Source organism: Marinobacter sp. MIT932201 (genome assembly GCF_047123295.1).
Taxonomy (GTDB): Bacteria; Pseudomonadota; Gammaproteobacteria; order Pseudomonadales; family Oleiphilaceae; genus Marinobacter; species Marinobacter salsuginis.
Genome location: NZ_CP138917.1, coordinates 3,842,441 through 3,860,987 on the forward strand (window position 1 = coordinate 3,842,441; position 18,547 = coordinate 3,860,987).

At 59.2% G+C, this 18,547-nt stretch carries 23 protein-coding genes and 1 other RNA gene; 16 read left to right on the plus strand and 8 right to left on the minus strand.

Annotation, left to right across the window (positions count from 1 at the left end):
• Positions 1-89: 89 nt before the first annotated feature.
• The 9 genes from ubiE (at position 90) to SIC15_RS17730 (ending at position 6,259) form a co-directional block, all read left to right on the plus strand.
• On the plus strand, positions 90-881 hold the full coding sequence (ubiE, locus tag SIC15_RS17690) for a bifunctional demethylmenaquinone methyltransferase/2-methoxy-6-polyprenyl-1,4-benzoquinol methylase UbiE (RefSeq protein WP_069181989.1): 792 nt from the start codon (positions 90-92) through the stop codon (positions 879-881).
• Entirely contained in the window at positions 881-1,522 is a 642-nt protein-coding gene (locus SIC15_RS17695; protein WP_412536575.1) for an SCP2 domain-containing protein, read from the plus strand. The genes ubiE and SIC15_RS17695 overlap by 1 nt, the downstream gene beginning before the upstream one ends.
• Positions 1,519-3,162 carry a ubiquinone biosynthesis regulatory protein kinase UbiB gene (ubiB, locus tag SIC15_RS17700; RefSeq protein WP_412536576.1) on the plus strand — a complete coding sequence of 548 codons (1,644 nt, stop codon included), beginning with the start codon at positions 1,519-1,521 and terminating at the stop codon, positions 3,160-3,162. The genes SIC15_RS17695 and ubiB overlap by 4 nt, the downstream gene beginning before the upstream one ends.
• A gap of 27 nt (positions 3,163-3,189) precedes the next feature.
• Positions 3,190-3,606 carry a phosphoribosyl-AMP cyclohydrolase gene (gene hisI / locus SIC15_RS17705; RefSeq protein WP_069181992.1) on the plus strand — a complete coding sequence of 139 codons (417 nt, stop codon included), beginning with the start codon at positions 3,190-3,192 and terminating at the stop codon, positions 3,604-3,606.
• Between the two features lie 12 nt (positions 3,607-3,618).
• On the plus strand, positions 3,619-3,948 hold the full coding sequence (locus tag SIC15_RS17710) for a phosphoribosyl-ATP diphosphatase (RefSeq protein WP_069181993.1): 330 nt from the start codon (positions 3,619-3,621) through the stop codon (positions 3,946-3,948).
• 88 nt (positions 3,949-4,036) lie between these two features.
• Entirely contained in the window at positions 4,037-4,276 is a 240-nt protein-coding gene (tatA, locus tag SIC15_RS17715) for a Sec-independent protein translocase subunit TatA (RefSeq protein ID WP_069181994.1), read from the plus strand.
• A gap of 11 nt (positions 4,277-4,287) precedes the next feature.
• Positions 4,288-4,761, plus strand: coding sequence for a Sec-independent protein translocase protein TatB (gene tatB / locus SIC15_RS17720; RefSeq protein ID WP_412536577.1), 474 nt, complete (start codon positions 4,288-4,290; stop codon positions 4,759-4,761).
• Positions 4,758-5,543, plus strand: coding sequence for a twin-arginine translocase subunit TatC (gene tatC / locus SIC15_RS17725; RefSeq protein ID WP_069181996.1), 786 nt, complete (start codon positions 4,758-4,760; stop codon positions 5,541-5,543). The genes tatB and tatC overlap by 4 nt, the downstream gene beginning before the upstream one ends.
• Positions 5,540-6,259, plus strand: a complete 720-nt coding sequence (locus tag SIC15_RS17730; protein WP_412536578.1) for a 16S rRNA (uracil(1498)-N(3))-methyltransferase — start codon at positions 5,540-5,542, stop codon at positions 6,257-6,259. Before tatC ends, SIC15_RS17730 begins: the two co-directional genes overlap by 4 nt.
• Here the strand turns inward: SIC15_RS17730 and SIC15_RS17735 are convergent.
• The 5 genes from SIC15_RS17735 to SIC15_RS17755 are packed head-to-tail and all read right to left on the minus strand — an operon-like array spanning position 6,231 to position 11,634.
• Positions 6,231-7,163, minus strand: coding sequence for a DUF808 domain-containing protein (locus tag SIC15_RS17735; protein WP_069181998.1), 933 nt, complete (start codon positions 7,161-7,163; stop codon positions 6,231-6,233). The genes SIC15_RS17730 and SIC15_RS17735 overlap by 29 nt on opposite strands.
• A gap of 19 nt (positions 7,164-7,182) precedes the next feature.
• Complete coding sequence (locus tag SIC15_RS17740; protein WP_412536579.1) at positions 7,183-8,406, minus strand: FAD-dependent monooxygenase; 1,224 nt, start codon at positions 8,404-8,406, stop codon at positions 7,183-7,185.
• Complete coding sequence (gene ubiH / locus SIC15_RS17745) at positions 8,399-9,682, minus strand: 2-octaprenyl-6-methoxyphenyl hydroxylase (RefSeq protein WP_412536580.1); 1,284 nt, start codon at positions 9,680-9,682, stop codon at positions 8,399-8,401. The genes SIC15_RS17740 and ubiH overlap by 8 nt, the downstream gene beginning before the upstream one ends.
• Positions 9,683-9,688: 6 nt before the next feature.
• The gene (gene pepP, locus SIC15_RS17750; RefSeq protein WP_412536581.1) at positions 9,689-11,008 is read right to left on the minus strand and encodes a Xaa-Pro aminopeptidase; all 1,320 of its coding nucleotides are present in this window, start codon (positions 11,006-11,008) and stop codon (positions 9,689-9,691) included.
• A gap of 26 nt (positions 11,009-11,034) precedes the next feature.
• Positions 11,035-11,634: a UPF0149 family protein gene (locus SIC15_RS17755; RefSeq protein WP_069182002.1), complete on the minus strand. Its 600-nt coding sequence runs from the start codon at positions 11,632-11,634 to the stop codon at positions 11,035-11,037.
• Positions 11,635-11,770: 136 nt separating this feature from the next.
• On the opposite strand from SIC15_RS17755, the gene SIC15_RS17760 reads away from it, so the two are divergent.
• The gene (locus SIC15_RS17760) at positions 11,771-12,370 is read left to right on the plus strand and encodes a ZrgA family zinc uptake protein (protein ID WP_412536582.1); all 600 of its coding nucleotides are present in this window, start codon (positions 11,771-11,773) and stop codon (positions 12,368-12,370) included.
• A 25-nt stretch (positions 12,371-12,395) separates the two neighbouring features.
• Here SIC15_RS17760 and SIC15_RS17765 read toward each other — a convergent pair whose 3' ends face one another.
• Positions 12,396-12,917 (minus strand): DUF3299 domain-containing protein, encoded by a 522-nt coding sequence (locus SIC15_RS17765; protein WP_136629832.1) that lies wholly within the window; start codon positions 12,915-12,917, stop codon positions 12,396-12,398.
• Between the two features lie 67 nt (positions 12,918-12,984).
• Here SIC15_RS17765 and SIC15_RS17770 point away from each other — a divergent pair, with 67 nt between their 5' ends.
• From SIC15_RS17770 to SIC15_RS17795, 6 genes are all read left to right on the plus strand, one after another.
• Positions 12,985-13,701, plus strand: coding sequence for an ABC transporter ATP-binding protein (locus SIC15_RS17770; RefSeq protein ID WP_412536583.1), 717 nt, complete (start codon positions 12,985-12,987; stop codon positions 13,699-13,701).
• Complete coding sequence (locus SIC15_RS17775; RefSeq protein ID WP_291904320.1) at positions 13,698-14,972, plus strand: ABC transporter permease; 1,275 nt, start codon at positions 13,698-13,700, stop codon at positions 14,970-14,972. Before SIC15_RS17770 ends, SIC15_RS17775 begins: the two co-directional genes overlap by 4 nt.
• A 103-nt stretch (positions 14,973-15,075) precedes the next feature.
• The gene (locus SIC15_RS17780) at positions 15,076-15,282 is read left to right on the plus strand and encodes a TIGR02449 family protein (RefSeq protein ID WP_008170964.1); all 207 of its coding nucleotides are present in this window, start codon (positions 15,076-15,078) and stop codon (positions 15,280-15,282) included.
• Entirely contained in the window at positions 15,282-15,578 is a 297-nt protein-coding gene (locus SIC15_RS17785) for a cell division protein ZapA (protein ID WP_069182006.1), read from the plus strand. The genes SIC15_RS17780 and SIC15_RS17785 overlap by 1 nt, the downstream gene beginning before the upstream one ends.
• A 62-nt stretch (positions 15,579-15,640) precedes the next feature.
• A non-coding RNA gene (gene ssrS, locus SIC15_RS17790) (6S RNA) lies at positions 15,641-15,822 on the plus strand.
• Between the two features lie 4 nt (positions 15,823-15,826).
• Positions 15,827-16,462 carry a 5-formyltetrahydrofolate cyclo-ligase gene (locus SIC15_RS17795; RefSeq protein ID WP_291904323.1) on the plus strand — a complete coding sequence of 212 codons (636 nt, stop codon included), beginning with the start codon at positions 15,827-15,829 and terminating at the stop codon, positions 16,460-16,462.
• Here SIC15_RS17795 and SIC15_RS17800 read toward each other — a convergent pair.
• Together SIC15_RS17800 and ilvA are read right to left on the minus strand one after the other, a co-directional pair.
• Positions 16,444-16,605 (minus strand): hypothetical protein, encoded by a 162-nt coding sequence (locus tag SIC15_RS17800; RefSeq protein ID WP_008170953.1) that lies wholly within the window; start codon positions 16,603-16,605, stop codon positions 16,444-16,446. The genes SIC15_RS17795 and SIC15_RS17800 overlap by 19 nt on opposite strands.
• Before the next feature lie 351 nt (positions 16,606-16,956).
• On the minus strand, positions 16,957-18,492 hold the full coding sequence (gene ilvA, locus SIC15_RS17805; RefSeq protein ID WP_222465442.1) for a threonine ammonia-lyase, biosynthetic: 1,536 nt from the start codon (positions 18,490-18,492) through the stop codon (positions 16,957-16,959).
• Positions 18,493-18,547: the final 55 nt, after the last annotated feature.

Genomic DNA, 18,547 nt, shown 5'->3' on the forward strand with positions numbered 1-18,547 from the left:
TTTAGGGCGCTATTTAACGCACCGCCACCCTTGTAGCAACCCCGTCAGCGGTTAGAATACGGGGTTCAGATTCTGACAGGACATCTCCCATGAGCGAGCAGCAAACGCCAGCCAACCAGGCCGCAAACAATAACGGCCAGGATGACGTCACCCACTTTGGCTTTCGCAATGTACCGAAAAGCCAGAAGGCGAGCCAGGTGGCCGAAGTATTCCACAGCGTGGCGGGCAAGTACGATCTCATGAACGACCTGATGTCCATGGGGATCCACCGGCTCTGGAAACGCTTTACCATTGAGCTTTCCGGGGTACGGCCCGGCCATCAGGTACTGGATATTGCCGGCGGCACCGGCGACCTCACCATGAAGTTTTCAGACCTGGTTGGTCCCTCCGGCAAAGTGGTGCTGGCTGACATTAACGCTTCCATGCTCCAGGTGGGCCGCAGCCGACTGACGGATCGTGGTTACGCCGGCAACATTGAGTACGTACAGGCGGATGCCGAGCACCTGCCATTCCCGGACAACAACTTCAATGCGGTCTCCATCGCGTTCGGTCTGCGCAATGTCACCGACAAGGACCAGGCCCTGCGTGACATGACCCGGGTTCTCAAGCCCGGTGGCAAGCTGATGATACTGGAGTTTTCCAAGCCCACCAATCCGTTGCTGAGCAAAGCCTACGACACCTACTCGTTCTCCGCTCTGCCACTGATGGGTCAGCTGATCGCCGGCGACAGCGAAAGCTACAAGTACCTGGCCGAATCCATCCGCATGCACCCCGACCAGGACACCCTGAAAGGCATGATGGAAGATGCCGGCCTGGTGAACTGCAAGTACTACAACATGACCGGCGGCATTGTTGCCCTGCACGTGGGAATCAAGCCCTGATGTTTCCCGGCCCCACCCTGCTTTCGGCTGTCTCCGCGATCCTGGAAAGTGCCCTGAACCGGGCCCTGGAACTGGATCCGGCGGGGCATCGTGCCCTGATGGAAGCATTGGCGGGCCCGGTGCAGTTTAATGTCACCGATCCGGTTCCCCTGACCTACACGCTGGATAGGGCCGAAGAACGTATCCGGGTGGGCAGCCAACCTGTGGACCAACCGGCTCTTGAGATCACCGGCAAACCCATCGCCTTTGCAGCACTGGCCACCGGTGATGATCGGGTCTTTGCCGACGGTCGCCTGGAAGTGACGGGCGATACAGCGCTGGCCCACCAGCTGCAGCGCGCACTGAACCAGCTTGAGCCGGATTGGGAAGCCGCCATGGCCCAGCACATCGGTGATGTCCCCGCGCACTTTCTGGGCAAACGCATTCGCAGCGCCATCCGGTGGAGCCGGGAGGCCTTTCAGTCGCTGAATGCCAACATCGAAGAATATGTGCATGAAGAAAGTCGTGCCTTGCCCGGGCGACGGGAACTGGAAGCCACGTTCGAGGATATCGACGAACTGAATCTGCGCACCGAAAGACTGGAAGCCCGACTGAACCTGGTTGAGAACCGCGGCAAGACTGACGAACCGGAGAACCTGTGACCCGCCTGCAACGCCTGTTTCGAATTGCCTGGGTATTTTGCCGCTACCGGCTGGACACGTTCCTGCCCATCGCGGAACTGCCAGCGCCCCTGAAGGTGTTCTTCCTGCTTGCGCCATGGCATCTGTTCCCCAAACCCAAACTGGACAGGGGTGATCGACTGCGGCTGGCCCTCGAGGAGCTGGGCCCCGTGTTTGTAAAGTTCGGCCAGATACTCTCGACCCGACGGGATCTGTTGCCGGATGACATGGCCGAATCCCTGAAAAACCTTCAGGACCGTGTGCCGCCGTTTCCGAGCGATGAGGCCCGGGGCATTATCGAAACCTCGCTGGGCGCCCCAGTGTCGGACCTGTTTGCCGAATTCAGCCCGGACCCGCTGGCCTCCGCATCGGTTGCCCAGGTGCATGCAGCCACCCTGCCCAACGGCCAGAAAGTCGTGGTAAAGGTACTGCGCCCGGGTATCGAAAGGGTGATTCGCCAGGACCTTGCCCTGATGTACCTGATGGCCGGCCTGCTGGAAAAATACTGGTCCGAGGGCAAACGCCTGCACCCGGTGGAAGTGGTTGCCGACTACGATTCCACCATTCACGACGAACTGGACCTGCAGCGTGAAGCCGCCAACGCCAGCCAGCTGCGCCGGAATTTCGAGAACTCCTCCCTGATCTATATCCCGTTTATCGACTGGGACTACACCCGCAAATCCGTGCTGGTGATGGAGCGGATTCACGGCATCCCCATTGCAGATACCGCCGCCCTGAAAGCCGCCGGCGTCGATATGAAGGTGCTGGCCGAAAAAGGCGTGGAGATCTTCTTTACCCAGGTGTTCCGGGACAGCTTCTTTCACGCCGACATGCACCCGGGCAACATCTTCGTGGATACCTCCAACCCCTCGGATCCGCGATATATTGCCATCGATTTCGGCATCGTCGGCACCCTGGCACCAGACGACCAGAGCTATCTTGCCCGCAACCTTCTGGCGTTTTTCCGTCGTGACTACCGGCAGGTTGCGCAGTTGCATATTCAGTCCGGCTGGGTGCCGCCGGATACGCCGGTGAACCAGTTTGAAGCGGCCATTCGTACTGTCTGCGAACCGATTTTCGAGAAGCCGTTGAAGGACATCTCCTTCGGCCACTTCCTGTTGCGCCTGTTCCAGACAGCGAGGCGGTTCAACATGGAAGTGCAACCCCAGCTTGTTCTGCTGCAGAAAACCCTGTTGAACGTGGAGGGGCTGGGTCGACAGCTCTACCCGGATCTGGATTTGTGGAGTACCGCGCAACCGTACCTTGAAACCTGGATGCGCAAGCGGATTGGTCCGTCGGGGTTGATCAAATCCCTACAGTCCCACCTTCCGTCCTGGCTGGAACAGTCGCCAGAAATGCCGCAACTGGTGCACGATGCCCTCCTCCAGCTGCGGCAGGCCGGGCCTACCGAGCCACAGAACCGGGCTACACTGGAGTTGCTCCGTGAGCAGCAGGTGCGCACCGAGCGGCGCTGGCGGCGGGTTACACTGGCGGTACCTCTGGTTGCCGGAGGCATTCTGGGCACCCAGCCTGAGGGCCAGCAATGGCTTGAAAGCGTGCCCACCTGGAGCTGGGCCCTGTTTGCAATTGCCGGTGGACTCATGCTCCGCGGCAGCCGATAACCGACAAAGATTTCAGGATTCACAAAAATGCAAAATAGCTCGGATAACGTCGAGACCCCTGACTGGCTGGATGCCATTCGCTGGACAGAGGACGGCCTGGTGCCAGCCATCGCCCAGGATGCCGAAACCGGCGATATCCTGATGATGGCCTGGATGAACCGGGAATCGCTCAGGCTGACCGCCGAAGAAGGCCAGGCCATTTACTGGTCCCGCTCTCGAGGCAAGCTCTGGCGCAAGGGGGAAACCTCAGGACACCAGCAGGTCATTCGGGACATTCGACTGGACTGCGACGAGGACGTCATCCTGCTGAAGGTGGAACAAAAGGGCGGCATCGCTTGCCATACTGGCAGGCGCAGCTGCTTCTACCGGACCCTGGAAGATGGTCAGTGGGTCAGCGTTGACCCGGTGATCAAGGACCCCGGCACTATTTACGGCAGCAACTGAGGAGCACGGACAGTGAGCGATGTACTGGAAAACCTGGCGCGGGTTCTGGAGGCCAGGAAAGAGGCAGACCCGGAAACCTCCTATGTAGCCAGTCTCCACGCCAAGGGTCTGAACAAGATTCTGGAGAAGGTCGGGGAAGAGTGCACCGAAACCCTGCTGGCCGCCAAGGACGCAGAACACTCCGGTGAAACCCGGGATGTGGTTTATGAAACAGCCGACCTGTGGTTCCACAGCTTGGTGATGTTGTCCCGACTGGGCCTTGGCCCGAAGGACATCCTGGATGAGCTGGCCAGCCGGTTCGACCTGTCAGGCCTGGAAGAAAAAGCGTCACGGGAAAAGTGAGCGGTAATACCTCTAAAGGGGTTTCCGCGTAACCGTTCTGGTAACGTACAATGTCATTGAACAGAAACATTAAAACGAGGACCCCGTAATGGGTATCAGCATCTGGCAATTACTTATCGTACTCGGCATTGTCATTCTGTTGTTTGGAACCAAGAAACTGCGCAACATCGGCAGCGATCTGGGTGGCGCCATCCGCGGCTTCAAGAAGTCCATGAACGATGAGGACTCCAAGGCCGAGAACCAGGAATCCCTGGAAGGCAAGGAAAACGAGCAGCCGCAACAACAGGCCGCGGCCGAAGACAAGCCCCGGGACAAGTCCCACAGCTGAGACCAGGCTGAATGTTCGATATCGGCTTTCTTGAGCTGCTGATCTGCGGCGTCATAGCGCTGTTGGTACTCGGCCCCGAGCGCCTGCCCACGGCTGCCCGTGCTGCGGGCCGCTGGGTGGGTGGCGCGCGACGTATGGTCAGCCAGTTCACCTCGGAACTGGACCGGCAATTGAAAGCCGATGAGCTCCGCGAAGAGCTTCGCAAGGCAGGCGATGTTGGTCTGGATGATGTGCAGAAAACCGTGCGTGGCGCCCTCGACGAGGCTAAAAAGTACGAGCACATGATCCTGCCCGATAACGAAACCCAGAAGCCAAGGCCCGCGCCGGCGACACGACGTGTGTCTGGCCAGCCAAAGCCCTCCGAGTCTTCTGACCGGGAGCAGGCTGGTACCAGCGACGCTCCGCAGACGCCGGATACAGGCTCTGCCGGGAACGACCACCCCAAAAACGAAACCCCGCAAAGTCCGCCGGATAACCGTTCATGAATGCAAAACCCGACGGCAACCAGATGCCTCCGGAACACCAGGAAATGCCTCTGATCGAGCACCTGCTCGAACTGCGCAACCGCCTCCTGAAGATGGTTTTAGCGGTGCTGGTGTGCTTCGCGGCCATCTATCCGTTTGCCAACGAGCTCTACCTGTTCCTGTCTGAACCGATCCGCTCCCTGTTGCCGGTTGGCCAGACCATGATCGCAACGGATGTGACCTCGCCCTTCTTCGCGCCGTTGAAGCTGGCGCTGGTACTGGCGGTGTTCGCCGCCATCCCGATCATTCTTTACCAGCTCTGGAGTTTTATTGCACCGGGCCTCTATGCCCACGAGAAGCGGCTGGCCTTTCCTCTGCTGTTTACCTCGGTAATCCTGTTCTATGCCGGCGCGGCATTCGCCTATTTTGTTGTATTCCCCCTGGTGTTCGGCTTCTTTACCGCGATCGGTCCGGAAGGCATCGTCGAATTGCCGGACATCACCAGCTATCTCAATTTCGTGCTCAAGATGTTCTTCGCCTTCGGTGTGGCCTTCGAGATTCCGATCGCCACCGTGCTGTTAATCCTCACCGGGGCCACCACGCCAGCGGATTTGGCGGCCAAGCGCCCCTATGTGGTGGTTGGCTGCTTTATCATCGGCATGCTGCTGACCCCGCCTGACATCATCTCCCAGACGCTGTTGGCTGTTCCCATGTGGATCCTGTTCGAGGTCGGCATCCTGTTCGGGCGACTGGCAAAACGGGAAGTGGCAGACGCGGACAGCGATGAGCCTGCCGGCGAATGAATCTGGCGTTACTGTTTGATGAGGATTTCATAGCACCCGACCGGGCCATATTAAGCGGCCGGCGCCTGGCTCACCTGCACTCGGTGATCAAAATCGTTGCTGGCGATACAGTGCCGGTGGGCCGCGAGGGCGGCCAAATAGGCACCGGAGTAGTCGTCCGACTGACCGATACCGAGGCGGAACTCCAGGTAACCCTGGACCAGCCTCCCCCTGCACCACTGCCGCTCACCCTGGTTCTGGCGATGCCCCGACCGAAGATGTTCCGCCGGATACTGCAGACCTGCGCCGCACTTGGCGTGAAAGACCTGTGGTTGATCAACAGCTACAAGGTGGAAAAAAGCTTCTGGCAAACACCGTGGCTGTCAGACCAGCAAGTGCGGGAAAACCTCACCCTGGGGCTTGAGCAGTCCAAAGACACCCTGATGCCCCGGGTGCAGATCTGCAAGCTGTTCAAACCCTTTGTGGAAGACGAGCTTCCGTCGCTGGTGGCAGGCAGAAAAGCCCTGGTAGCCCACCCCGGCACGAGCACACCCTGCCCGACGCATCTTAATCAGCCGACGGTACTCTGCATTGGCCCCGAGGGTGGTTTTACAGATTACGAAGTAGGCAAACTCGAAGACGCCGGTTGCCAGGGTGTCCACCTCGGCCCCCGCATCCTGAGGGTGGAAACTGCGGTACCAGTGCTGGTTAGCCGGCTGTTCGACGCCTGTCTCTAGCAGCCTGCCACCACCGGGCCAGTGGCGTAATCATGGCCACCAGTAACGCCCCGGCCAACACCCCGAACAGGCCGTTGGCTATCGTCGGCACGAGAGCACCAACCACACCACTGAATCCCTCGGCAAAGTGATGAATGGCGTCGTAGACCGGCGTGAATCCGTGGGTGAGAATGCCACCACCCACCAGGAACATCGCCAGGGTGCCAAGAATGGAGAGCGTCTTCATCAGATAGGGGGCCAGCCATAGAATACCTGCGCCCAGCTTCTGGAGCACGGGGTTGTCCTGCTGACTGAGGTAGAGACCGCCGTCGTCCAGCTTGACGATCCCTGCCACCAGGCCGTACACAAAAACTGTGATCATGATGGCAACCACCGCCAGCACCATGAACTGCATGCCGATCGTCTGGGTTGTTACGGTGCCCAGCGTGATGGCAATAATCTCCGCAGACAGAATGAAATCGGTACGGATGGCGCCCTTGATCTTGTCTTTCTCGATCGCCCGAAGGTCGGTTTCCGGATTCTTCAGGGCTTCACGCAGCTGCCCTTTGCGCTTCTGATCTTCCTCCCGATGCAGAAACTTGTGCACCAGTTTCTCGAAACCCTCGAAACACAGGAAGGCACCGCCAAGCATCAGCAACGGCGTGACCAGCCAGGGCATGAAAAAACTGATCGCAAGGGCCGCCGGCACCAGGATGGCCTTGTTGATCATCGACCCCCTGGCTACAGCCCAGACCACGGGTAACTCCCGCGCAGGTTTCACGCCAGTTACCTGTTGGGCGTTGAGCGCCAGATCGTCACCCAGAACACCCGCCGTTTTCTTGGTGGCGGTCTTGGTCATCAGGGCGACATCGTCCAGCACCGTGGCGATGTCATCGATCAGAACCAGAAGACTGCTTCCTGCCATTACAAAATTCCTTTTCTGTTCAACCGTTAAGACCCATGGCCTCGGCCGCAATGCGGTTTTTCACCGGGCCCAGCTGATTGAGCCAGCGCAAACCGGTGTTGCGCAGCCAGCGTACCGGCAACTCATCACGACCAAACAGCTGCTTGAACCCCTCCATGGCCGCCATCATGGTCAGGTTTTCACCTTTCCTCCGGCGCTGATAGCGCGCCAGAACCAGTTCATCCGCTGGCCCCAGGCCTGCTTTCCTTGCCCGCGAAAGCTCGTCCAACAGAGTGCGTACATCGCCAAAGCCCAGATTGGCGCCTTGCCCCGCCAGCGGGTGAATGGTATGAGCTGCGTCGCCGACCAGGGCGAAACCGGGCGCAATGTAGTCTTTCGCGTGGCGCTGGCGAAGCGGAAAAGCAAACCTTTTGGAGACTGCCTGAACCGTTCCAAGCTCGCGCTCGATCGCCTGCTCAAGCTCGGCCACAAATTTCGTGTCCTCCAGAGCCATCAGGCGCCTGGCTTCGTCGGTATCCTGGGACCAGACAATGGAGCAGAAATGCTCAATGCCCGATTCGGGCAGCAAAGGCAGGAACGCCAGCGGCCCAGTCATTGAAAACCGTTGCCAGGCGGTAAAGCGATGGCTCTGACTGGTTTGCACCGTGCACACGATGGCCTGTTGATCGTAGTCCCATTCGCGGGTTGGCAAACCTACCCACTGACGCAAACGGGAATTGGCACCGTCACACCCCACGACCAATCCGGCCGACAGGGATCGGCCATCCTCCAGCTCAAGGGCGTAACTCCCTGAGGACCGCCTGCAGCCGGTAATACTTGCGCCCTCGATCAGCTCAACCGGGCTTTGCTCCAGGGCGCGGAACAATGCGCGCACAATACTGCGGTTTTCGACGATCGTCCCAAGGGCCCGTGCCTGAAGCTCGGCAGCTTCAAACTGTATTCGCCCAGTGCCATCACCATCCCAGACTGTCATGGTCTGATAAGGACAGTGTCGACCGGCGGTCACCTCGGACCAGACTCCGAGCAGCTCCATCAAGCGTTGGCTCGCCACCGAAATGGCACTGACCCGAGGCTCGAAATCGGCAACGGTGGCGGCAGGCTCCGGTGCCCTGACCAGGGTTTCGTGATCGGAGCCCTCCACCAGCGCCACATGCCAGCCCTGACGTGATAGCCCGAGAGCCAGGGCGGATCCGATCATGCCCCCGCCGGCCACCAGAATATCGAAGGTTTTCACTTCACTCATGGCGAGGCGCCTCCCGGCCCAGATTTCCAGGCCGGTCAATCACCGCCCGGCGCCCTCCCAGGCCCATGGCCTTGCGCGCAAACCAGCGCTTGGCTCCGGGCAACAGATCAAGACCCACCAGGCCCGCATCGCGGGCAGCGGTTACCGGCAACATGGAGTGTCCGAACAGGCGTACAAGAGAATCCGAGAAGCGTACCGTCTGCTGCCAATCCTGGCGATGCAGGGCCTGGTAGCGTTTGAGGACCTCGAGATCCCCGATGGATCTGCCCTGCTCTTCCGCCAGCCGGAACTGCTCCACCAGGGTCATCAACCCTCGCAGGGCCAGATTGAACCCCTGGCCTGCCACCGGATGCAGGGCATGGGCGGCATTGCCCACCAGTGCTACCCCGGGCCGCACCGGCTCGTCCACCGTGGTCAGGGTCAGCGGATAATGGTGGCAGGTACCGATGCGGATAAACCGGCCAAGACGCCAGCCAAACCGGTCCTGGAGCCAGCGGCATTTTTCCTGGTCGGGAAGTTCAAGAACTTCCTGCAATGCCTCGTCGGACAGGGTCCAGACCAGTGCCGACTGGTGCCCTGCACGCGTGGGAGAACCATGGGGCAAAAGCGCCATGGGGCCGGCATCGGTGAATCGTTCAAAGGCAGTGAAACCGTGGCTTTCACTTGTGGAGACATTGGCGATCAGGGCATTCTGGCCATAGCTGTGACGATCCGGCCTGAAGCCAAGCTTCTCACGCAGTCCGGAGCGACCGCCATCCGCCACCACCAGGCAGCGAGCCGTCAGTTCCGGGGCATCTTCGCCATCCTCCGACAGCCGGACCCGAACGCCGCCGGGAATGGGCGTCATATCAGTCACCTCTGCCGGCGCGCGCCACTGGACGTCGGTCTCCAGCAACTCACGCATCAGGCACAACCCCATCCAGCGGTTGTCAGCTACATAACCAAGGGCCTGCTGACCATGTTCGACGGCATGCAACCGGGTGGCGCCGAAATGCCCCCGATCCGACACATGGATATGCTCAATGGGCGTGGCATGCTCGGCGAGACGATGCCACAGCCCAAGCTCTTCAAAAATCAGCCGGGAGCCCCACGCCAGAGCAGTGGAACGTGCGTCGTAGCTGGGCTGGTAACTGTCCGGCAGGGCATCGGGAGAGAGCGGAAAGGCCTCGACTACGGTCACGTGCAGCGACGGCACCATCCGGGCCAGCGCCAGGGCGAGGGTTGCTCCGGCAAGGCCACCACCGGCAATGATCAGATCGGTATCGGGCTTGGTCACAGGGTGTCAGTCCGCCATCAGGGCTTCGATCTCGGCAATGGTTTTCGGCACCGCTTCGGTCAGGACCCGACAGCCGTCTTTGGTCACCACAACGTCGTCTTCGATACGAATACCAATGCCACGCCACTTCTCATCCACATCGGTGTTATCCGGCGCAATATACAGCCCGGGTTCAACCGTCAGGGCCATGCCCGGCTCCAGCTGGCGCCAGGCATCACCGACCTTGTAATCGCCGACATCGTGCACATCCAGGCCCAACCAGTGGCCGGTGCGGTGCATGAAGAAGGGTTTGTAGGCTTCATTGGCAATGGCGTCTTCGAGGGTGCCAGACAACAACCCGAGATCGATCAGGCCCTGGGTCAGCACTTCCAGCGCCGCTTCATGGGGACGGTTCCAGTGGTTTTTCGGCGACACAGCCTCAATGGCCCGATACTGGGCCGCCAACACCACCTCATACAACGCCCGCTGCTCGTTGCTGAACTTTCCGCTGACCGGGAAAGTGCGGGTAATGTCGGAGGCGTAGCACTGGTATTCACAGCCGGCATCAATCAGCACCAGATCGCCGTCTTTCAGCGGTGCGCTGTTCTCGATGTAATGCAGGATGCAGCCATTGGCGCCTCCGCCCACAATCGACGGGTAGGCCGTTGACCGGGCGCCGTGCTCCATAAACGTGTGGATAAGCTCGGCCTCGAGGTTGTACTCGAAGCCACCCTTGCGGGCCCGCTTCATGGCGCGGCAGTGGGCTTCGGCGCTGATCTGGCCCGCCTTGGCCATAATCTTGATCTCGTTGGCGCTCTTGTAGAGCCGCAGGTCATGAAGCAGGTGCTCCAGGGCCACGAATTCGCCGGGCGGATGGGCGCCGCTGCGAACCTTGCTGCGAATCATCTTTACCCAGTCCATCACCCGGGCGTCAAAATGATCGTCCTTGCCCAGGGGATAATAGACCCGGCTGCGCCCCTCGATCATGCCCGGGAGTATGTCGTCGATGTCGGCGATCGGGAACGCATCGTCCAGGCCGTAGCGTTCAATGGCGCCTTCCGGGCCCACCAGGAACCCGTCCCAGAGTTCCTTCTGAGGATCACGCTCTTTGCAGAACAGAACCGATTCCCCGTGTTCACGGCCGGGGATCAGGGCCAGCACGGCCTCCGGCTCGCCAAAACCGGACAGGTAATGAAAATCACTGTCCTGGCGGAACGGGTGCAGCACATCGCGATTGCGAACGCGCTCCGGGGCGGCCGGAATAATCGCAATGCTGTCTGGCGCCATGCGCTCCATCAGCTTTCGACGGCGCTCGGCAAACTCCTTCACGGGGATCATGGAGTTCATAGTCTCTCCTGCAATCAGGACCCTGCTCAGTGCAGGGTCGGCGAATCAGACTTCGGCGGTTCGGGGGCGTTGAATTCGGTAAAGACGGCAAGCGCCCCCAGCCGGATGTACTCGGTAATCTCCAGCAACTGCTGCTCGCTTTCGTCGTCCGCTTCTTCTTCGTCGGACAACTGACTGATGGCGACCATATCCTCGATCAGCTCCCGGATCTCATCCGGTGCCTGGCCCAGCGATTCACCTGCTGACAATGCCATGCCTTCGAGAAACCCACGCACCCAGGAAACCAGGGCCTCGAGGCGCTGCTCAATGGCGTAGTCGTCATCCGGTAACAAAGGATGGAAACTCATGTCTGCTGATTTCAAGAGCTCCAGTGTCTGCTCGTAGGCCCTGTTCATGAACGGAGCGAGATCGTCAGACTCCTCGACTGCGTCTTCAGCCAGGCCCATGTGCTCACATACCATGGCCAGCCACTCCGGCTCATTGATACGGGATCCGGCCGCCAGGCGACCACAAAGCGCACCGTGCAATTCGGATGGGTGGCTAAATGCCTTGTGAGCGGTAAAAACGTTGGCCCAGCGCTCGAATTCTGCGGCGCGGGCAGCACCGGAAGTGTCGGTTTCTGACATGAAACAGGCGAATCCTGTGTTGGTGGATTAGGCGCCTACTTTAGCATTCAGGCGCCCTCAAGGCACTGCCTGTTGATTTTTAACCGGCGAGAGAACAATATGTTATAACATATCAATTAACGTGGAACTTCCTGCCATGAAGCGATCAAAACTCAACGCCGTATTTCTGGCTACCAGCAGTGCTCTGATGGCCCTTAGCGCGAATGCCAGCGACAATCCGGGAGCTCACCAACATGGTCATGCCGAACTGCAGGTAGCACTGGATGGCAATCAGATCGATCTGATTTTCACGTCGCCCGCCTACAACCTGCTCGGATTCGAACACCGCGCCCGGACAGACGACCAGAAGGCCCTGGTCAAGGAAACCGAAGAATGGCTCGAGCGCACACCGCTGATCAACACGCCAGATGCCAGCTGCAAGGTGGCGAGCGCTGAGGTTTATCATGAGGCTGGTGATGGGTCTGGCGACCACCACGACCATGGCCATGACAGTAATGGACACGACCACCACGAGCATAACGAACACGAGCATTCGGAAGGATACGGCCACTCGGATTTCGAAGTGACCCAGGTTCTGAATTGCACCGGACTGGCATCCGCAGAAGCGCTGCTGATTCCCCTCACCGAGCGCTTTCCCGAGATTGAAGATCTCGGTGTCCAGTGGGTGTGGTCAGGAGGTCAGGGATCAACGCGCCTCGAACAGCCAGAAAGCAGTTTCAGCCTGAAGGGCCAATAAGGCAGAGGACAGAGTTTTGCGAGCCCTACTCCGTATAGGGCTCAACATTCGTTGCAACCATCGAATAGGACGAGGTGCCAATGTCATTTTCGGTGCGGTCTATCACCAGCTTGCCTTCGATCCAGACCGGATCGTACAGGGCCTCAAGGGTGAAACCTTCCTTGTACTTCACGTGAATGATCTGGTTCGGCGGTGGTGGCGGCACATGAATACAGGCGCCGTAGTAAGGCACCAGGAAGAACTCTAGGATGCGCATGTCCTCGGTTGTTTTCAGGGGCACCACAAAGCCGGGGATGCGCCCCTCCACGTCGCCCATTTCCGGCACAACCCGGCCGGTCATGATCTCGTCCGGCAGCAGCGGCGGGCCATCGCCCTCGTGTTCAATCTCTGGCATATTCTCCAGCAGCGCCAGGTCCTCGGCAGGCATCAGCTCGAGCCAGTCGATTTCCCTGGTTTCGGCCTGACTGGCTGCCGGGAGCAAGAGCGCCAGGACAAGCGCAGTGATAGAGGGCAGCGCAAAGCGCGAACGCGCCGGGGCAAACATCATTGGACCACAAACTCCTGATACGGAAACTGGGAAACCGCCATCATACACCGGGCAGACAGCAACCAACATGACCAGCAAGACAGACTCAACCAGCAACAGTTCCCGAAGTACGTCAACCGCGATTGACGTCAGCGGGCTTGTGTTTTCCTGGGACCCGGCACAGGCACCCCTCAGTTTTCCGGATATCAACCTCAAGCGCGGCGAGCACCTGTTCCTACACGGCCCCAGCGGCAGCGGCAAAAGCACACTCCTGAGCCTCCTGGCGGGCATGCTTCGGCCCCACGCCGGCTCAGTGCGGATACTGGATACCGACATTCACCGGCTCGGCGCCGGCGCCCGGGACCAATTCCGCGCCGACCATCTGGGTGTTATCTTCCAGCAGTTCAATCTGGTGCCTTACCTGACGACCCGAGCCAACGTCACCTTACCCTGCGGATTGTCTGAACTGCGCAAACAGCACACCGAACCGACGGTCGCAGAGGAAGCTGAGAGATTGCTTGCTGCCCTGTCGATCCCCGAAGATCACTGGCAGCGAAAAGTCACCAGGCTGAGCATTGGCCAGCAACAGCGGATCGCAGCCGCCCGGGCACTGATTGGCGCGCCGGGTCTGATTCTCGCGGACGAGCCCACCTCAGCGCTGGATGCTGACAACCGTGACCGGTTTCTGGAACTGCTTCTGCACCTTGCCCACCGGCATAACACCTCCGTGCTGTTCGTCAGTCACGACCAGGCCCTCGCCCGCCATTTCGGTAATCAGCTGGAACTACGGGGTAACCGGACATGAAAGCACGCCTTGCTTTGACACTGGCCCTGGCCAGCCTGTGGCACCGGAAAAAGGTACTGGCCCTGGTGTGCCTGACGCTTACCCTGAGTGTTTCCTTGCTACTGGGCATCCAGTACCTACGAACCGAAGTCAAACAGTCTTTCACCAGCACCATCAGTGGCACCGACCTGATCGTCGGCGCCCGCAGCGGTCAGCTAAACCTGCTGCTGTACACCGTGTTTCATATTGGCGATGCCACCAACAACATTCGCTGGTCTACCTACCAGAGCCTGAAGGATGATTCTCGCCTCGAGTGGCTGATTCCGATTTCCCTGGGAGACAGCTACCGCGGCAATCGAGTGGTCGCTACCGACGAGAACTTTCTGAAGCACTTCCGTTACGGCCGGGATCTGCCGCTTGAACTGGCAGAGGGCCAGTGGTTTGAAGGGGTCTTTGATGTTGTGTTGGGCGCAGGCGTAGCACGGTCGCTGGCTCATCAGGTGGGCGAAGAAATCATACTGTCCCATGGTGGCGGCAGAACCAGCTTCTCCAACCATGAAGACACGCCGTTTACGGTTACCGGCATACTGGCGCCCACCGGCACGCCGGTGGACCAGGCGGTTTACATTGGTCTGGATGGCATGGAGGCCATGCACGTGGGCTGGGAATCCGGGGTCGCCATTCCGGGCCGGACAATTACCCGGGAGCAGGCGGAAGGCCGTGATTTCACCCCCGATGCCATTACCGCCGCGTTTATCGGCATCGAAAGACAGGTGCTGACCTTCCGGATACAACGGGAAATCAACCAGTTCGCCGGTGAGCCGCTGTCAGCCATACTACCTGGCGTTGCGCTGAGCGAGCTCTGGCGGCTGATGGGCCAGTTCGAGCGGGCGTTGCTGGGCATCACCGTATTCGTCGTGATTACCAGCCTGATTGGACTCATCGCTGTTCTGTTAACCATACAGGCGCAACGGGCCCACGAAATTGCCGTACTCAGAGCTACCGGTGCCTCTCCAGCGCTGATCGCCTCGCTATATATCATTGAATGTGTTGCCCTTGCTGTCGCGGCCTGCGTGCTGGCCCTTGCCATTGGTATGGCAGGCGTCTCACTGGCAAGCCCATGGCTGCTGGCCAACTATGGCCTGCAGATCGCGCTGCGTCCGCTGACTTCCGAGGAATGGGCATTGCTCGCTTCGGTGCCAATCGCAGCCTTCATCGTGGCGCTCGTACCGGCCTTCAGCACCTGGCGCCAGAGCCGCCGGCTGGGCTTTGGCGAACCCGCAGATCAGTGATGCGCATCACGCAGGGAACGCAATGACAAGCCTGTAAATTGACCGACTTAGCGTCCACACTTATAGTTAGTTGCAATTACCTCAAACCACTGCTGGGCACGTCATGGAACAGTCCGAAGTACAGGCATTAGCGGACAAGCTGGACAGGCTGATTGAGCGCTGTCAGAAACTTGAGCGGGACAACGCCACATTGCGGGAGCTGCAAGATGACTGGAACCGGGAACGGGCCCAGCTGGTGCAGAAGAACGATCACGCAAAGCACAAGATCGAAGCTATGATCAGCCGCCTTCGGGCCCTGGAGCATCACTGATGGCACAGCAATCCACCACGGTTGAGGTGAAGATCCTCGACAAGGAATACCTGGTCGCGTGCCCGGAAGAAGAGCAGGAAGCACTGCTGCGGGCTGCCCGCCACCTGGACAGCAAAATGCGCGAAATCCGTGCCAGCGGCAAGGTGTTCGGCACCGAGCGCATTGCCGTTATGGCAGCTCTGAACATTACCCACGAACTGCTCGAGCGGGACACCATGTCGGACGCCACCAGCACGCTGCTGCGTGCCATGGACAGTAAACTCGACGGTGCCCTGGGTGACGGCTCGGGCCGCTGAATCGGCAGAGAATCGGAGACAGGTGTTGCAATCGGCCCCGCCACTGCCCGTATAATAGAACCAACTTCCTGGGCTGTTCGGGATAGTCGGATACGTCCTCGAGCCGATGCGCACTACCCAGGTGGCTACTTCAGGGCATTGTGAGCACGTCCCCGACAGGGGAAAGCCTAATATGTCACAGCGGCCACCGACCTTGAACTCTGGGTTCAAGGGCCACATCCGATAACGGCAGCCCGGGAAGCTTTATTTTGAGCCAGTTTATCGAGCCTCAACCGTTCCAGACCCATCCTGACACCTTCTCACGCAGTGAACTTCGCAAGCACCTGCGAAAGCATCGCCGTGCGCTGAGTTTCGAGCAACAGCAACAGGCCGCCGAGTATCTCGCACTCAACCTGCTGAAGAATCCGGACCTTCACCGCGCCCGGCATATTGCCATTTACCTGCCCAATGACGGCGAGATTGATCCCCACGTCTACCTGGATATCGCCCGCCGCAAAGGCATCCGTTTCTACCTCCCGGTACTGCATCCGATCCATGAAGGCAGGCTGGTTTTCAGCCCCTATTACGACGGCGTGGAGCTCACTGCGAACCGGTTTGGCATACCCGAGCCGGCGTTCAGCAAAGGCCTGCGACGCCCGGCCTGGGCATTGGATGCGGTACTGTTTCCGTTAGTGGGATTTGACGAACAGGGCGGAAGACTGGGAATGGGTGGGGGCTTCTACGACAGAACGTTCGCCTTCAGCCGGATACGACCAAGGCTGGCGCCGAAGCTGATTGGCCTGGCCCATGATTTTCAAAAAGTGGAAAAGCTGCCAACAGAGCCCTGGGACGTGCCCCTGCACAGCGTGGTGACCGATAAACGACGTTACCGGTTCAGCGGCTGATTCATGACCTGAACGGAGCCGACCAGATTGGCCGCTCTTGCGTCTTTGTCTTCAGAGGCGTGGATGGATGTGAAACCAGTAATCACAAGGCCGATGGCAAAAATCAGCACAATGGCTTTGATGATGTCAGGCTTGCCGCCCATGGCTTCAGTTCCTCAAAATGCGCTTTAAAAGTGTCGGGAAATCAGTCAGCTATTCTTGACTTCAAGAATCAGAAGAAAGACTAACACCTATCTGCGCTTTTACAATTTTTGACAGATTAAAATTCAGTAAGCTTTGTGTGCGGCGACCGGCCAGGGTCTGGTGGAGCTTTCCAAAACACGCTGTAAATACCTCCATGTACGCTTGGCTCCGCCCCTCAGCGCTTCTTGCTCCTGCGTCGCGCTGAGGGTCCTGGGAAGGCCATCCATGGCCTACCCGTGAAGCGCTTTCGCGCTCCACCCATGGCTCCGCACAGTTTTGGAAAGCTCCACCAGACCCTGGCCTACTCTGCGTTAATTCGATCGGGCATTTCCTTGCCCAAGAAACAGCTGATAGGCCTCGTTATCCGTCATGTTTTCATAGCGGAAACCGACCTTATCGAGCATCTTCTCGAAGTCCTGAACTTCATCGTCATCTACCTGGGCTCCCAGCAGAACACGGCTGTAGGCCGCACCGTGGTTGCGGTAGTGGAACATGGAGATATTCCAGCGGGTACCCAGCGACATCAGGAACTTCAGCAACGCCCCCGGGCGCTCCGGGAATTCGAACTGGAACACTTTTTCGTTGGTGATAGTCGGCGCATGACCGCCCACCATGTGGCGAATGTGCTGCTTGGCCAGATCGCTGTCAGTCAGATCGACGACCGAATAGCCGTTCTCCCGCAGATCCTGCACCAGGTCTTCACGGCCGTGGCCGCCCGCTGCGATCTGGATGCCCACGAAAATGGTGGCATTGGTGGCGTCCGCGTAGCGGTAATTAAATTCGGTGATGCTGCGCTTGTGCAGGGCGTTGATAAAGGTTTTGAAGGCCCCCGGCTTTTCCGGGATGGTCACTGCCAGGATTGCCTCGCGCTTCTCGCCCACTTCCGTACGCTCGGAAATGTAGCGAAGGCGGTCAAAGTTCATGTTGGCACCGCTGAGGGTGGCAATCAGGTTTTCGCCCTCCACTTTCTCCCGCTCGATGTACTTCTTGATGCCCGCCACACCCAGGGCACCGGCCGGCTCGGCAATGGAGCGGGTGTCCTCGAACACATCCTTGATGGCGGCGCAGATTTCGTCGGTGGATACGGTGATCACCTCGTCCACGTAGTCTTTACAGATTTCCCAGGGATGCTTGCCGATCTGCTTGACCGCCACGCCATCGGCAAAGATGCCCACCTCGTCCAGCACTACCCGCTTGCCGGCCTTCATGGCTGCCTGCAGACAGTTGGAGTCCTCCGGCTCAACGCCGATCACCTTGATTTCCGGACGCAGGTACTTGATGTAAGCAGCCATGCCAGCGATGAGACCGCCGCCACCAACGCAAATAAAGATCGCGTGAATCGGCTTGCTGAACTGCCACATGATCTCCATGGCCACCGTACCCTGACCGGCAATGACATCCGGATCATCGTAGGGCGGGATGTAGGTGTAGCCGTGTTTCTCGATCAGCTCCTGGGCGTGAGCAGCGGCTTCGTCAAAGGCGTCGCCTTTCAGGACCACTTTGGCACCATGGTCACGCACCGAACGCACCTTGATCTCCGGCGTGGTCTGCGGCATTACAATTACCGCCTTGATACCCAGGTTCTTGGCCGCCAGCGCCACACCCTGGGCATGATTGCCAGCAGATGCACAGATCACGCCTTTGGCCTTCTGCTCTTCGGAAAGCTGCGCAATCCGGTTATAGGCACCGCGAATCTTGAAGGAAAACACCGGCTGAAGATCTTCACGCTTGAGCAGAATATTGTTGCCAAAGCGCTTGGACAGACTACGGGCTTCAGTCAGGGGTGTTTCGATGGCCACGTCATAGACGCGCGCATCGAGAATCTTCTTGATGTAGCGTTGCGGCATAGCAGTTCCGGCTTTTGGTTGGTGTGTGATGGCTGGCTGAGAAAAACCCACAGTG

What these genes read in the sequence shown, in the direction of transcription:
- ubiE (WP_069181989.1), top strand. Translation starts at nt 90, where the DNA reads ATGAGCGAGCAGCAAACGCCAGCCAACCAGGCCGCAAACAATAACGGC.
- SIC15_RS17695 (WP_412536575.1), top strand. Translation starts at nt 881, where the DNA reads ATGTTTCCCGGCCCCACCCTGCTTTCGGCTGTCTCCGCGATCCTGGAA.
- hisI (WP_069181992.1), top strand. Translation starts at nt 3,190, where the DNA reads ATGCAAAATAGCTCGGATAACGTCGAGACCCCTGACTGGCTGGATGCC.
- tatA (WP_069181994.1), top strand. Translation starts at nt 4,037, where the DNA reads ATGGGTATCAGCATCTGGCAATTACTTATCGTACTCGGCATTGTCATT.
- tatB (WP_412536577.1), top strand. Translation starts at nt 4,288, where the DNA reads ATGTTCGATATCGGCTTTCTTGAGCTGCTGATCTGCGGCGTCATAGCG.
- tatC (WP_069181996.1), top strand. Translation starts at nt 4,758, where the DNA reads ATGAATGCAAAACCCGACGGCAACCAGATGCCTCCGGAACACCAGGAA.
- SIC15_RS17730 (WP_412536578.1), top strand. Translation starts at nt 5,540, where the DNA reads ATGAATCTGGCGTTACTGTTTGATGAGGATTTCATAGCACCCGACCGG.
- SIC15_RS17735 (WP_069181998.1), bottom strand. Translation starts at nt 7,163, where the DNA reads ATGGCAGGAAGCAGTCTTCTGGTTCTGATCGATGACATCGCCACGGTG.
- SIC15_RS17740 (WP_412536579.1), bottom strand. Translation starts at nt 8,406, where the DNA reads ATGAGTGAAGTGAAAACCTTCGATATTCTGGTGGCCGGCGGGGGCATG.
- pepP (WP_412536581.1), bottom strand. Translation starts at nt 11,008, where the DNA reads ATGAACTCCATGATCCCCGTGAAGGAGTTTGCCGAGCGCCGTCGAAAG.
- SIC15_RS17755 (WP_069182002.1), bottom strand. Translation starts at nt 11,634, where the DNA reads ATGTCAGAAACCGACACTTCCGGTGCTGCCCGCGCCGCAGAATTCGAG.
- SIC15_RS17760 (WP_412536582.1), top strand. Translation starts at nt 11,771, where the DNA reads ATGAAGCGATCAAAACTCAACGCCGTATTTCTGGCTACCAGCAGTGCT.
- SIC15_RS17765 (WP_136629832.1), bottom strand. Translation starts at nt 12,917, where the DNA reads ATGATGTTTGCCCCGGCGCGTTCGCGCTTTGCGCTGCCCTCTATCACT.
- SIC15_RS17770 (WP_412536583.1), top strand. Translation starts at nt 12,985, where the DNA reads ATGACCAGCAAGACAGACTCAACCAGCAACAGTTCCCGAAGTACGTCA.
- SIC15_RS17775 (WP_291904320.1), top strand. Translation starts at nt 13,698, where the DNA reads ATGAAAGCACGCCTTGCTTTGACACTGGCCCTGGCCAGCCTGTGGCAC.
- SIC15_RS17780 (WP_008170964.1), top strand. Translation starts at nt 15,076, where the DNA reads ATGGAACAGTCCGAAGTACAGGCATTAGCGGACAAGCTGGACAGGCTG.
- SIC15_RS17785 (WP_069182006.1), top strand. Translation starts at nt 15,282, where the DNA reads ATGGCACAGCAATCCACCACGGTTGAGGTGAAGATCCTCGACAAGGAA.
- SIC15_RS17800 (WP_008170953.1), bottom strand. Translation starts at nt 16,605, where the DNA reads ATGGGCGGCAAGCCTGACATCATCAAAGCCATTGTGCTGATTTTTGCC.
- ilvA (WP_222465442.1), bottom strand. Translation starts at nt 18,492, where the DNA reads ATGCCGCAACGCTACATCAAGAAGATTCTCGATGCGCGCGTCTATGAC.